The organism is Martinezella rhizogenes, from assembly GCF_000799715.1.
GTDB lineage: Bacteria > Pseudomonadota > Alphaproteobacteria > Rhizobiales > Rhizobiaceae > Rhizobium > Rhizobium rhizogenes_C.
Genome location: NZ_JUHG01000018.1, coordinates 244,227 through 258,601, shown reverse-complemented (window position 1 = coordinate 258,601; position 14,375 = coordinate 244,227). Strand labels below are relative to the sequence as shown.

The 14,375-nt window shown below is 59.0% G+C and carries 6 protein-coding genes; 3 read left to right on the top strand and 3 right to left on the bottom strand.

Going from position 1 to position 14,375, the window contains the following annotated elements; translation table 11 throughout:
- Positions 1–6: 6 nt before the first annotated feature.
- The 3 genes from EX00_RS27410 to EX00_RS27400 form a co-directional block, all read right to left on the bottom strand.
- The gene (locus EX00_RS27410) at positions 7–1,428 is read right to left on the bottom strand and encodes an aminotransferase class I/II-fold pyridoxal phosphate-dependent enzyme (RefSeq protein WP_047464983.1); all 1,422 of its coding nucleotides are present in this window, start codon (positions 1,426–1,428) and stop codon (positions 7–9) included.
- On the bottom strand, positions 1,425–8,894 hold the full coding sequence (locus tag EX00_RS27405; RefSeq protein WP_047464981.1) for a type I polyketide synthase: 7,470 nt from the start codon (positions 8,892–8,894) through the stop codon (positions 1,425–1,427). Before EX00_RS27405 ends, EX00_RS27410 begins: the two co-directional genes overlap by 4 nt.
- Positions 8,895–9,245: 351 nt before the next feature.
- The gene (locus EX00_RS27400; RefSeq protein ID WP_047464978.1) at positions 9,246–10,424 is read right to left on the bottom strand and encodes a polysaccharide biosynthesis/export family protein; all 1,179 of its coding nucleotides are present in this window, start codon (positions 10,422–10,424) and stop codon (positions 9,246–9,248) included.
- Between the two features lie 418 nt (positions 10,425–10,842).
- Here EX00_RS27400 and EX00_RS27395 point away from each other — a divergent pair, with 418 nt between their 5' ends.
- From EX00_RS27395 to EX00_RS27385, 3 genes are all read left to right on the top strand, one after another.
- Positions 10,843–11,868: a class I SAM-dependent methyltransferase gene (locus EX00_RS27395; protein ID WP_234709122.1), complete on the top strand. Its 1,026-nt coding sequence runs from the start codon at positions 10,843–10,845 to the stop codon at positions 11,866–11,868.
- A 139-nt stretch (positions 11,869–12,007) separates the two neighbouring features.
- Entirely contained in the window at positions 12,008–13,093 is a 1,086-nt protein-coding gene (locus EX00_RS27390) for a hypothetical protein (RefSeq protein WP_052210970.1), read from the top strand.
- The gene (locus EX00_RS27385; RefSeq protein ID WP_047464975.1) at positions 13,074–14,369 is read left to right on the top strand and encodes a KpsE/RkpR family capsule polysaccharide export protein; all 1,296 of its coding nucleotides are present in this window, start codon (positions 13,074–13,076) and stop codon (positions 14,367–14,369) included. The genes EX00_RS27390 and EX00_RS27385 overlap by 20 nt, the downstream gene beginning before the upstream one ends.
- Positions 14,370–14,375: the final 6 nt, after the last annotated feature.

Genomic DNA, 14,375 nt, shown 5'->3' with positions numbered 1-14,375 from the left:
TTGAGGTTAGGGCTTGATGGATGCCTGACGCGTCGGCAACAACTGCATCACCTTGTCCATGTCGATGGACCCTAGGCCGAAGTTCCGATCCTGTAAATCTTTGAGTTTTCGGGCAGTTACGGCGACGGAATGACGAATTTGCTCTTCGGTATGATCGCAGGTGATGAAGAAGCGCAGGCGCGCCATGCCTTCGGGCACGGCCGGATGAATGATGGGCAAAACATTGATGCCCTCGTTCAGCAGATCGTTGGAAAGCTGCACCGCCCGTAGCGAATCACCGACAATGACGGGAACAACCGAAAAGCCGAGGCTCAGGCCGGTATCGAGACCCGCCTGCCTGGCGCATTCCAGGAACAGATTGCCGTTACGCCGGAGCCGCGCGGCCCTGTCCGGTTCCGATTCCAGGATTTGCAGACCCGCGATAGCCGCCGCCGCCAGAACCGGGGCAAGGCCGACACTGTAGACGAAGCCGCCCGCCTCTGCTTTCAACACATCGGCGAGCGCACTGCTGCCGGCGATATAGCCACCGCAACTCGATGTCGTCTTCGAGAGCGTTCCCATCCAGATGTCGACATCGCGCGAATCGAGCCCGAAATGCTCGAAGGTGCCGCGGCCGTTCGCGCCCAGGATGCCGAGCGCATGCGCCTCGTCCACCATCAGCCAGAAGCCATAGCGTGCCTTCAGCTCCAGCAATGCCGGGAGATCGGCGACATCGCCATCCATGGAGTAGACACCTTCGACGATCACCAGGATGCGGCGAAAATCGGAAGACAGCGTCTTCAGGATGCTTTCAAGATTTTCGGCATCATTGTGCTTGAACAGACGCCGCGCCGCGCCGGAAAGCTTGATGCCGGCAAGCGCGCTATTATGGATGAACTCGTCATGGATGACGAGGTCCTGCGGGCCCATCAGGCAGCCGATGGTGGCGACATTGGTCAGGTAACCACTGACGAAACAGACGGCGGCATCGACGCCGTAGACCTTGGCGAGTTGCTGCTCCAACTCGACATGCACCGGCCGCTCTCCGGCGACAAGCCGGCTGGCGGAGGCGGAAATGCCAAAGCGGTCGATGGCCTCCTTGGCACGAGCCGCTACCGACGGGTCTGTATTGGTGCCCAGATAGTCGTAGGAGGCAAAATTGATAAACTCGCGCCCACCCATCCGCGTCGTCGCGCCGGCGGCAACATCATGCGAGCGATAGAAGGGATTGGCGATACCCGCCATCTCGCCGGCAATCTTCTGCGTCATCACGCGCTTGTATTCCGGCAGGTCCTCAAAGCGCGTGGCCTGGCGTACCGGCTGCTGCGCCTGCTTGTTCAACCGTTCGGCCCGGTTGCGCCCAGAGGATTCACCGACGCGGCGCATCTGCTCCAGCAGGCTGCTTTTCCGCTCGCCAGCGGTAGCATCATCATCGGCATCCTGCGTCATGACTGCGCGGCCTTCTTCGGTTGCAGGGAGTGGCTCTGTACCAGGCGGCTAACCACCTGATCCTCGCCTACCGCCGAGCTGGCGGCCTCCTCGCCACTACGGTTCATGACGCGATCGCACAAACGGCTGACGACGTCACTGACCGTTGTCCCCTCCCCGACACCGCTCAAGGGAATGTCGAAGCCGGTCTTCTGCTGGAAGCTCATGCCGAGTTCCATCGCCATCAGACTGTCTAGGCCGATATCCTTTAACACCTTGTCGGGCGTGATCGTATCTTCCGTCACGCGCAGGATCGCGGCAATTTCGGAGGCGACAACCGTATGCAACGCGGCCTGCGCCTCATCCTCGGACTTGCCTTTGATCAGTTCCCGCAGATCGATCGTATCACCATCGTTCAAGGTTTGATGGTTGGCCGCATGGCGCATCAGCGGCGCGAACAGCGACCGGCCGGCGATCGGCAGCATACGGGCCGCGCTCCAATCGATCTCCGCGATCATGACGGCGGCGGCCTCGACCTTGCCGGTGTCGGCAAGCATGTAGCGCTCGACCTGCTCCAGCGCAGTGCGCGCCCTCAAAGCGGCCTTGCCGATACGCTTGGACAGGAGGTCGTTGACTTCGCCGTTGCGGGCCAGGAAACCCTTGTCGGCAATGGCGCCGAAGCCAACAGCGAGCGCCGGCAATCCGGCGGCGCGGCGCGCACGCGCCAGACCTTCGAGGTAGCCGTTCGCGGCAACATAATTCGCCTGCCCCGGATTGCCGAGCATGGTGGTCGCAGAGGAAAACAACAGGAACAGATCGAGATGATCGTATCTGGTCAAACGATCGAGAATACCGGCGCCGCGAACCTTCACATCAATGACGGGTTGGTTGCGCTCCGGCGTCAGGTTGGCGAGCAGTGCATCATCCAGAACCATCGCGGCATGGATAACACCCCTCAGCGCGCCTTCGGAGCGAAGCAAGCCAAGCAGGGATTCGACGGCCGCCCCGTCGGTGATATCGCAGGCGTGCAGCGTTGTGACTACACCCTTCTTTTCCCATTCGCCAACAGCTTTCAGCGTCTCCTCATCAGCCATGCCCCGGCGCGAGCACAGCGCGATGCGGCGCGCACCCTTGGAAACCAGCCAATCGGCGGCGGCAAGACCGAAACCGCCGATGCCGCCAGCCACGAGGAAAACACCATCGGGGTCGAGCCGCAGCGATTTCGCCGGAGCCGGTAAGACGCGGTCGATACCCAGAACAGGCGGGCGGACGACGATCTTGCCGATATGGCCAGCATTCTGCATCAACCGGAAAGCGCTGCCGATCTCGTCGTAGCTAAAGGCTCGATAGGGCAGCGGCGTCAGCTTGCCGTCGGTAAAGAGCTCGCCGATCTCGGCAAAAATCCGCTTTGTGAGAGCCGGAGCGCTGACCAGCAACTGGTCGGCGTCGATGCCGAAATAGCTGATGTTGCGGCGGAAGGGGCGCAGGCCGATCTTGCGGTCGGAGTAATAATCACGCTTGCCCAACTCCAGGAAACGTCCGAACGGCTTGACCAGCTCGATGCTCCGCTCCATCGCCTCGGAAAACAGCGAGTTCAACACGAGATCGACGCCTTCGCCGCGTGTGAGACGGCGAACACCCGCAACGAAATCCAACGAGCGGGAATCGAGCACATGATCGGCGCCAAGCATCTCCAGGAAACGGCGCTTCTCGACCGTACCCGCGGTGGCGATCACCTTGGCACCCTTGAGCTTGGCGATCTGGAGCGCGGCGAGGCCGACACCGCCGGCCGCACCATGGATCAGGATCGTCTCGCCAGGCTGAATACGCCCGAGCTCGACCATCGCGTAATAGGCGGTCAGGAAGGCAACGGGCACCGTGGCCGCGGCAACTGTCTCCATTTTCTCCGGCAATTTGGTAACGCCATCGCGGCGCACGCGCACATGGGTCGAAAACGCAGCGGGGCCGATCCCCATAACCTTGTCGCCCGGCTGGATATCATCGACGGCGGATCCTGTCGCCAAAACGCGACCAGCGAATTCCATGCCGATGGTGGCGCCGGCAAACCCATCCTCCAGCGCCTCTTCCGGAAGCAAGCCCATGGCCCACATGACATCGCGGAAATTGAGGCCAGTGGCTTCGACGGCGACAATCACCTCGCCATCCAACGGCACCGGCGGGTTCGTCTCTTCCCAAACGACGCTGTCGAGGCGGCCGCTCGTGTGCTGCCGGATCGTCGCTGCCGAGACGTCACGGCGGCTCATATCGCTCAAGGCAAAGGGACCAGCGGCAGCGCGAATCTCGCGGACTTCGCCGGTTGCCCGATCCAACGCCCATTCCCTGTTGTCGGTCTTGGCCACAAGGATCGTCTCCACGGCCGCGATCGCCCGCTCGTCATCCGTTTCGGCATCCAGAAGATGCACATCAAAGACGTCGTATTCGTTCTGCAGCACGCGCGCGAAGGCCCAAAGGCCGGAATTGGCGCCATCAATCCGCTCTTCGGCCAGCGGCGAGCCGCCCGGAGCGATAATCACCAGTCGTGGCCTGTCGCCATCGGCGCGACGCGCCAAGGCATCCGCCAGTTTCGCAAACGTCTGCAGCCGCGCCAGCGACAAGTCGGCCGCATCACGATCGCCCTGTCTCTCCGCCGCGTAGAGAATGCGAATCGGATGATGTTCGAGCGACGTTAGGACATCGCCGAGATCCAGAGGCGTCGTTGCGACATCGATTACGGTGGTCCGCGCGCTGGAGATCCCAACAGGGTTCTCGCCACACTCGCATAAAACGAGCAGCGGCGCATCGACATCCGGCGAGGTGGCGGCGTCGACCATCTGGCGTTCAGACACGGCCATTGCCGTGATCAGCACGCCTTCCGGAAAGATCTTTTCTTCGGCTTGCGCCTTGCCGAAACCAAGTGCCGCGAAGATATCCTCGACCTGTTGCACTGTGCCGAGCTGGCCCACGGGGAACTCCGGCGATTGGCTGCCGGCAAACCATCCCTCCGACAGACCGAAGGCAAAATCGTTGAAGGCGCTCGGCGCACGATCAACGAACAAAAGCTGCGCACTGTGCAACGCAGCTGCGCGGATGGCGGCTTTCAGCCCCTCGTCGCGGGACAGAAGGTGCTGGCTTTGATCGCCTGACGCAACAATGATGTCGGCAAGCGGCTGATCCGCAAGCTTGGCAGGCTCTGTAACGATGACATGCGCATCCCGCTCGAAGGCGATTTCAAGCGCATGGCGCACCTGCTCTCGCGGCTCGGCGATGATCAGACAGGCGCCGGCCTTCGCGGCGATCGCCGCCAGCCGTTGGCTGAACGCCGCGGATGTCGAACCCACCTCCAGAATATGGCCAACGATACCGGGATTGGCCTCCATGGATGCCGTCAGCGCTTCTGCGATGATCGAAAGCCGCTTGCCGCTCAGAGGCGCATGAACAAGTACGTGCTTCAACGTTGCGCCGCCAACCGCATGAACGGTCGCCTTGGTCGATGACTGGCCAAGGACATGCTTGTGGACGGCGGCGAGACGCTCCAGCGCCTCGCGATAGGCATTGTTGACGAGAACGGCTTCGGCAACACGGCCGGCGTCTTCACGATAAAGCTCCCGCAAGACGTCGCTTACCGGCGGCAAGGTAAAATCGAGCGGTACGCGCCACTCGCCGTCATCGGCCGAGGCAATACCGGCATCCTCCAGAATATAGAGGCAGTTGACCAGGAATGACCGGAACTCCGGCTCGTCGGGAAGGCTAGAAAACGAAATTGCTCCACCCTTGCCCGCAACCGCCAGTGCGATCTCGTGACACGCCCGATAGATCGTCGCATCAAGCAATAGCGTCGCATTATTGAACGAATGCGTCCTCGCGGGACCTTGCAGTGCCGAAGCATCCGGCAACGTTATGTCCGAACCGGCCCGACGCCCGAAGATCGCCGACGGCACGGTCTCATAATGGAATGCTACGGAGGCAAGCGTCGTATGACGACGCAAGTAGGTGCGGCGGAAGCGGCAATCGTCGAAAACCGCAATCTGACAGCCCTCGGCGTCCATCATGCGGAAACGGGCCTTGATCGAGTTCCGGCTGAACCGATCAATCTCTATGACGGCTTTGGCAACCGGTCTTCCCTTGCCCGAAACACGCACGGTGCCGAAACGGACTGGAATATAAGGGGCGCCGGCCTCGTCACCGGACAGTTGCTCGAACAGCGCAACGAGACCATGAAACGCCGCATCGACCGACATCGGATTGAGATTATAGGTCACAAACGGGTGGGTTGGTGCGGCGGCTCGCTTGAGATCCACTTCGATGACATCGTGGCCGAAAGCGACGGCCTTCGACAGAAGCTGGAAATGCGGACCGTATTGCAGGCCGAAACGCTCCGCCATGTCATAGGTTTTCTCGGAGGTCAGCACGAACTTGCGGCCCTCGGAGCCACGCAGGGCTCGCTCCTCGATCACGCCGAGATCGATCGGCTTGCGGCCTCGCGCAACGGCATGGACGGTCCAGTCGTCATTACTCAGCCGCTCGCGCGAGCGGATCTCGATGTTGCCGGTCTCCGGCGACAGGATGGTCGACAGCTCTGCTATGCGGTCTTGGCGCAATTCCAGTGGCCGCAGGATCTCGAGATTGCCGATCTCGACCTCATCGGTCTCGTAATATTGCTGTATCGCGGTAACGGCGATCTCGATGAAACCGCTGCCCGGCAGGATCGCCTTGCCATCGACAACGTGTTCGGCGAGGTCGGCAAACAGATGCGCGTCCAGATGGTTCTTCCAGCTGGAACTGTTGGGATCCGTGCGCCAGCCGAGCAAAGTATAAGGGCTCTTGCCGTCACGGCCAAAAATATCGATCTCATCCGTAGTCGGCTGTGAACGCAGTTCGACTGGCTCGAATGGCAGGGGCGGCAGCTTAACGAAGGCATTGCGCGTTGCGCTGCCCCGCGAGCGCAGCGCCGGCGCACCATGTGCCACAGCGCGCGCGAAAGACTGCGAAACCGGATCGCGGTCGGGGACAGGCGCCTCGCGCAGCAATGTCGGTATCGTAACCACCTGGACGGACGCCTGCTTGGCGATCTCCGTCACATAATTCGACAGGATCGGACGCGGAGCGATCTCAATGAACAGGTTGCATCCCATCGCGATTGCCGCCTGACAGGCAACCTTGAAAAGCACGGGATCGCGGACGTTGCGCCACCAATATTGGGTATCCAGTAGACGACCGTCATGAAGCTCGCCGGTCACCGACGAAATGAAAGTACCCGTGCCGGCATCCGGTGCGACATCCGGCAAATCCGCCAGGAAGGCGTCCTTCGCCCGGTCAATGATCGGGTGATGGAAAGGATAGTTGATGTCGAGGACGTGCGCGACGATATGCGCCTTGCGGGCGGCATCTCTGAATGCCTCGATCTCGTGGACGGGACCGGAAATCGTGACCGAATTCGGCGCGTTGATCGCCGCAATGCAGATATCGTCCAGGCCGTGAGACTTGGCGAAGGCGAGTGTTGCGTCTTCATTGAGAACCACGGCGGCCATCTTGCCTTCACCGGCAAGAAGATCCTGATGCAGCGAGCGCTTAGCGACGATCACGACCGCCTCGGCAGCCGTCAGCGCCTTGGCCGCATAGGCGGCTGCGATTTCGCCGACCGAATGGCCGAAGACAATATCAGGCTTCACGCCAAGTGCCGCCAGGCAATCCGACAAAGAGGCCTGAACGGCAAACAGCAAAGGCTGCGCGATCTTGGTGTCGGCGAGCCGCAAGGCCAGATCAGCCGAAACCAGAATATCCGTCAGCTTCTCACCGAGATAATATTCAAAGAGCGCGCTAAACGACTGGAAACATTGCCGGAAATGGCGGTTTTCCTGATAGGCCTCGACGCCCATTCCCGCCCATTGCGATCCGTTACCGGAAAAGACGAAGGCAATCTTGACGGCTTGGCTCGGCACTTCACCGATTTCACCAACGGAACTCTCGCCGGACAAATGCGCATCGATCGCCGCAAGCACCGCAGCGCTATCCTTCGCTTTGGCTGCGAAACGGTGACGCATGGGCTCACGATTGGCCACGGCGGACGCGACGATCTGCCGGGCCTCCTTAGGCTCCGCATAGGTCAGGCTGTTCTTATAGTCCTCAAGTAGTCTCGAAAGCGCCGAGGCTGTGTGAGCGCTCGCGACGAAAATCGTGCCATCACCTCGCATCTGCGGTTCGGGAGGAGCGACCGGATCGGGATCGCTGATGACGACATGAGCATTCGTGCCGCCGAAGCCGAAAGAATTGATGCCGGCGAAGCGCGGGCGTTTCGCCGGAAGAAGCTCGATGGCCGATGTATTGACCCGAACATTCAATCCCTCAAAATCGATAGTCTCATTCGGCTGATCGAAATGCAGTGACGCCGGCAGGAAATTGTTCTCCAGCGCGATCATTGCCTTCAGCAGGCCGAAGAGGCCTGAGGCAGGTTCGGTGTGGCCGATATTGGACTTGATCGAGCCGACAGGCACGGGCGCCCGCCGGTTTCGGCCAATGACTTCGCCGATCGCCCAGACTTCGGCGGGATCGCCGACCTTGGTGCCTGTGCCGTGGCCCTCGATGAAGGCGACACGGTTGACGTCGATATTCTTCCCTTCATAGATCGAGCGTAACAGTGCGGCTTGCGCCTCTCGCGACGGCAGCGAGATACCATTCGTGCGGCCAGAGGAATTGACCCCGACCGCATGAATGCGAGCGTAACTGCGATCCTTTTCACGTAGCGCGCGATCGGTCCTGCGCAGAATGACGACCGCGCCACCTTCCGCGCGAACGTAGCCGCGGCCATTGTCGTCATAGGCCCGGCAGAGACCTTCCGGCGACAGCATGCGCGCCTGGGCAAAGCCGACAAAGGAGAGCGGGTGGAGCAGAAGGTTGACGCCACCAACGATCGCGGTGTCGATATCACCACATTCCAGCGCCCTCACCGCCTGATCGAGCGCCACAAGCGACGACGAGCAGGCCGTGTCGATCGTCATGCTTGGCCCCTGTAGGCCGAAAATATGTGAAATTCGGTTGGCAACGATCGAAAGCGTGTTGCCGGTCATGAAATAGGGGCTGCCGGACGCCGGATCTTCGGCCGTCAGATTGCCATGGTCGAGCGACGATGCCCCAACATAGACGCCGACCCTCTCGCCGTCGAAGCCATCCACAGGCAAGTTCGCATCTTCCAGAGCACGCCAGACGAGGTTCAGAAGGATGCGCTGCTGCGGATCCATCTGCATCGCCTCGCGTTGCGAGAGGCCGAAGACTGCCGGATCGAAAGAATAGATGTCCGCCATGACGCCGGCGGCGTAGCTGTAGGTTTTCCCTTGAGTGCCGACGACCGGGTGCCAGAAACGCGCAAGATCCCAGCGTTCATCAGGGATGCGACCGACAGTACAACGTCCTTCCTTGAGAACGAGCTGCAGCTCCTCAATCGAACCCGCCCCCGGGGCGATGCTCGCCCGTCCGATAATTTCAATCGTCATGATCTCTCGGCGTTATTTTTTTAAACTATCCCAGGATGTAAAGTAGCCATCTTCATCTAATAAACGTTCACATCATAATTATCTGCAGTTGTCACCCGTAAAAAGACCAAGTACGGAATGCTGCGTTGAGTAACGGACAGCAATGACGACGCTTTTTGACAAAAAGTATCGGCGGGCAATCGCTTTCGAATGACCGAAGATCGGCGCTTGGAAAATGCGAGCAGCCACCTGCCGGCTCCCGTAAGTCTTCGCGATCCCATAGGTTTTGATCTTTCGACAGTACAACGATCCGCCGAGATCATGCCGGCGCCGGAGGATGCGGAACCATGCATCCCCCCCGCCCCTCGGGGCTTACTGCCCCAGGTTAGCCGCCGTCGCGGCACCCTGAGAGGCTATCCCGAGCGGGGAGCCAACCAGCGTCAGGAACTTCCGGATATCAACCGAGGGGTGACGCGATACATAGATGACGTCACGGCTCTTGACCGGGAATGTTTGCCCAACGATGAGACTGTCGGGATGCGACATGTCGAATCGATAGACGATCGGGTAACGTCCCTTGGAATCCGCCGCCATTCCCTTTTGCATGAGCGCCTGGAAACGCGCTGGGCCGAGCAGGCTCCTGACGATATCCGGCTCCTCATAGCGGAACAGGAAGAATCCCTGGGCATTGGTCGACTCATCGACCGCGCCGTGCCCCAGGGCGACAGCCTCGAGAAGATTGAGGTCATTGGCGCCGAACTCGATACGACCGTCACCCTTGACGGAACCGAGAAGGGTAAAGGTTCTCGGATCGCGCACAAGGAAAACCTGGTCGCCAGGCTGAACGTAAATGTCCTCGGAAGGGTGTTCGACGATCGACTTCAGAAGGGCGGTGCCGATCTTGTTGCCGCGAACCACCGTGACCGAGGTTTCATAAGGCTGCGTAACCGGTCCACCCGCCTTGGCGATCACCTGCGTGATCTTTTCGCTTGTGAGGTCCAGGGGAACCAACGACGGACGGCCGACGGCTCCGGAAACGGTCACCGTACGTGATGCCGTGCCTGTGCTCGTGACAATAACATCCGGTTCGACCGCCTTGGTTGCCAATGCAGCCAGAACCGCCTTGCGGGCCTGCTCCAGCGTCTTGCCCGCGAATTTGACGGACCCCGCATAGGGAATGGCCGCCGTTCCATCCGGCTGGACGACAATATCCAGCGACACCTGCTTCGACTGCGCCGTCGAGAACAACCCGTCGGAGCCGGCTTCGAAAATGGTCACCCGCAGCGCGTCGCCGACACCGATAACCACCCGCCCGACACCGCCGCCGATGCCAAACCGACGGTTGAGCGCGGTGGAAACATAATCGGAAACGAGACGGGCCGTACGGCTATCGATATCGACCACATCGAAAACGGCCGCGTTCTTGCGTCCGAGTTCGGCGCTGGATTGTCCGGCGTCATCACCGATGGCACCGGCCAGCGGCCCCTCGCTCGATACGGAATTACATCCCGCCAGAACTACGCAAACTAGCAACGCGCCTACGCGAATCAATTGAATAACCTCAAAATCAATACCCCCGCCACAGCCGACTCGATCGGAGCAGCGCATTATTCACAAATCCGTTGGCGCCTTGAAAAGCATAACGGACGTCCCTCAACAAGCCCATTCAAGACACACGCCGCCAAAAAATTGCATGCCATGACATAAGTACACTTTGCCACAAACGATCGCGCGACCTTATGGCCATAGGCTGAAAGTATGGGTAACGCAATTTATCTCGGCAAACTTGTATAAATTTAAATTAATATTTATTGAATGATAAAAGTATTCGTTAAGGAATAACGTTAAGCAAAGTCCATCTATAGTCGACCTGAATGAAGCGGGCTTACTCCCTTCCCCTTTTTATAAGCACGCTCTTGCCTATCGCAGCCGCGAACTCTAAACCGTGGCAGACGCATGGACGGCGACCATGACAACCAGGGATCAGTCAAACTTCGGCATCGTTCTTCGCAGGATTAGCCACGGCGGAAGCGAACGAATTCATCTGAGATTACAGGGTACAACACACACTGCGACGAGGTACCGGTTCGACGCGGTCTGGGGGCTCCTCGAAACCAGAACGAAAAAAGTACCGATGAGAATGAAGGTTTTGCCAATGTTCGGCTTTCCAAAGCGATCCAAGAATAAGACCCAGGAGAGCGCTCTCGGAGCGATATTCGATCAATACGAACAGAGCAAACCTGATCATCAAAATGCGATCGATGCTCTTCCCGGCTGGAGTTGCGCCTTTCCCGCCGCCCTCAAACTGAAAGCTGGAAACCTTCATCTCTATACGGATGACCGGATCAGCTGGGCTTTGAAAACCTACGGTTCTATCGAGGGAAAGAAGATTCTTGAGGTCGGACCGCTGGAAGGAATGCACACCTACATGCTGGATCGCCAGCGTCCGGCGCGGATCGATGCCATCGAAGCAAACCGGCTCTGTTTTCTGAGATGCCTGCTGACAAGACAGGTCCTCAATATCAATAGCGCTTCGTTCTTGCTGGGCGACATTCAGGCCTGGCTTGCCGAGCACGAGGAAGTCTATGATTTCGCCCTCGCCTCCGGCGTGCTCTACCATATGGCTGATCCAGGGGAATTCTTGAGACGGCTGGCAAGCCGCACCAAGGCAGTTTTCATCTGGACGCATTTTTTCCTCGACGAGGCGATGCCCAAAGGCGATGCGCGGCGGCGTCCCTTCAGTGGTAAAGTCGAAACGAAAACGATCGAGGGTGTTCCCGTGCGCTATTATGAGCGCAGCTATCAACACGCCAACTCGAATGCCTCCTTCTGCGGCGGCATGAAGGATCGGCATTTCTGGATGCATCGGGACGACATATTGGGGCTGCTGGAAAAGCTTGGATACAACGACATCGTGATCAAGGATCAGAATTACGATCATCCCGGCGGACCGTGCTTCTCTCTCCTGGCGCGCAAGGAGCCTGCTACTTCCTGACAACGGCACCAGCATGCAGGTTTGAACACCAGGATTTGGGATGATCTTGACGTGATTGAAGGCACAGACGACAACTTGATGGTTCCTGAAGGTCAACGCGGCCCCCCCACCGAACGGGCCGGGACGCCGGGAGGCATCGGTGCTATTTAATCTCGAATATGATCGGGGCACGGTTCTGGAGGGCTATCTCATCCCGGACGGCTTTTCCGATCTGCCGCATATCAGGGTTTCGGATGCCAGCGGCAATCTGATGGTTCTGCCCTGTGACCAGATCAAGCAGGCGGTCGTCGATTCGGGTCGCCATGAGAACGGCCGGGTCGGCTTCAAACTCGACACGAAGATCATTCCGGATCTCGCCGAACGCAGTACCCTCATGATCCACGACGCCAAGTCGGGATTGCTGGTCTACCGTCGACCGCAGGTATCACAACTGGTCTCGCAGAAAATCTTGCGGCTGGAAACGCAACTCCTGCCGATGGTCAAGTTCGATTATCACTGCGGCCGTCATTTTCAGTACGAGCTGTCGTCGGTGGAGCGCTTCGGCCACGAAACGGCGCTACAAGCCTTTCATCTCAATGCCGTCAAGTCGATTTACATCAGCGGACGCCTGCTGTTGCGCAACTATGAGGAGTTTCTTGACAAGGGTTTCAAGGCCATCGTCTTGCTGACCGACCCTTATTACGAAATGGCCCTGCGTATCTTTCTCCTGAAACGCATGGCGAAAACGCAGATCTCCTTCTTTGGCGACCGTGACAAGATCATCCTGGCGCCCGCGGCGGAACACTTCGCCGAGGTCGATCTCGAAAGCGAGACGTCTCTTAAATCGGCGCTCAAGAAAGCGCCGCAGAACGTCACGAACGTTCTGGTCTCGCCCGTTACCCGCCAGCTCGTCACAACCACGCCGGAGCAACTGTCGACGCGCGGCGATGTCGCCGCGGCGATCGACCTGCTTTCCCGCTTCACCGTCGTCGGACACGATACCAACAGCATCCATTTTCAAGACGCGGTCGGTGAACTCTTCGGCATTTCGATCGGCGACCTTCCGCTGCTCTCCAGGCACACCGCCCTTGAAGACGTTGCTAGGAGATTGCGTTCGTTGCATATTGCCGAACTAATGCTCGAAGAAGATTTGATCTTTGATCACTATGTGCGTGAGGCGATGAAACCAACCGCGCCGGAATTGCGGAACATGAGTGCAAGCCGACATGCCCAAAACAGTCATTGAAGAGACCATCGATCAGCAATATCCGCAGGTAAAGCCCGCGCGTCAGATCCTGCCGTCACTGTTTCGACGGTGGGTCCCCGAGCGTCGCGAACGCAATGATCTGCAGGAGATCGAATATATACCGGCGCCTGGTGTCCAGGACCCGGAGCTTCAAACCGGCGGGAAGCCGCCGATCAGGCTCATCACCTTCCTGCTGTTCGTTATTCTGCCGTTTCTGGTGTGCTCGGTCTATTACATCTTCATTGCTTCGGATCAGTATGTCGCCGAAGCTCGCTTTGCCGTTCGCTCGCTTTCCAGCACCGGTTCGGGCGACAAGGGCGATGGTACATCATCCGACAACAGTTCCGGGCCCACGGGCCTTCTCAACATGCGCTCCGCTTCGCAAGACGCTTACGTCGTCACGAGCTTTATCCACTCGACGGAAATCCTCAAGCGGATTGGCGAGAAACTCGACTACCGATCGATGTTTGTGCGGCCGGATGCGGATTTTCTATCGCGATTTCGCTCCGCGCAATCCGACGAGGAATTTCTCGATTATTGGGCGGATCACGTCAGCGCTTATATCGATGTCTCCTCGGGCATCATCACCCTGAAGGTGCGCGCATTCACGCCGGATGACTCCGTCAAGCTTTCCGAGGCTATCATCCAGGAGAGCGAATTGCTGATCAACCAGCTTTCGCAGCGCGCGCGCGACGACATCGTGCAGAGCATGCGCGGCGACGTCGAGAAAAGCGGAAAAGCCTATAGCAACACCTTGACCGCGCTCAACCAGTTCCAGCATCAATCCGGACTTCTCAGTCCGGAGACTCAGGCCACCAACAGCAGCACGCTTCTGACGGGACTGCTTGCGCAGAAGCTCGCATTCGAAACGCGACTGTTCGTGATGCGGCAGTCAAATGCGGATAGTTCGCCGGCCTATCAACAATTGACCCTTGCCCAGCAAAGCCTCCAGGATCAGATCGACAAGATGAAGCTGGAGCTGACGGGTCCGGAAAATGCGAGCCTTGCCAAGGCATTGCTGGAATACTCGCAGCTGGACACAAACCGGATGATCGCGGAGAAGCTCTATGAGGCTTCTCAAAGGAATTACGACACGGTGCTTGCCGAAGCGCTTCGAAAGACGCTTTATCTCGCCGTCTTCGTCAGTCCAACGCTTCCGGATGAAGCCATCTTTCCGCATCGGTTCACGACCCCATTGATGATATTGCTTGCTCTGGCCGTTATCTGGATGACCCTTTCGCTGATTTGGGCATCCGTGGAGGATCACCGGATATAGTGAGAG

Coding starts and splice junctions, on each gene's coding strand:
- EX00_RS27410 (WP_047464983.1), bottom strand. CDS start 1,428: ATGACGCAGGATGCCGATGATGATGCTACCGCTGGCGAGCGGAAAAGC.
- EX00_RS27405 (WP_047464981.1), bottom strand. CDS start 8,894: ATGACGATTGAAATTATCGGACGGGCGAGCATCGCCCCGGGGGCGGGT.
- EX00_RS27395 (WP_234709122.1), top strand. CDS start 10,843: ATGACAACCAGGGATCAGTCAAACTTCGGCATCGTTCTTCGCAGGATT.
- EX00_RS27385 (WP_047464975.1), top strand. CDS start 13,074: ATGCCCAAAACAGTCATTGAAGAGACCATCGATCAGCAATATCCGCAG.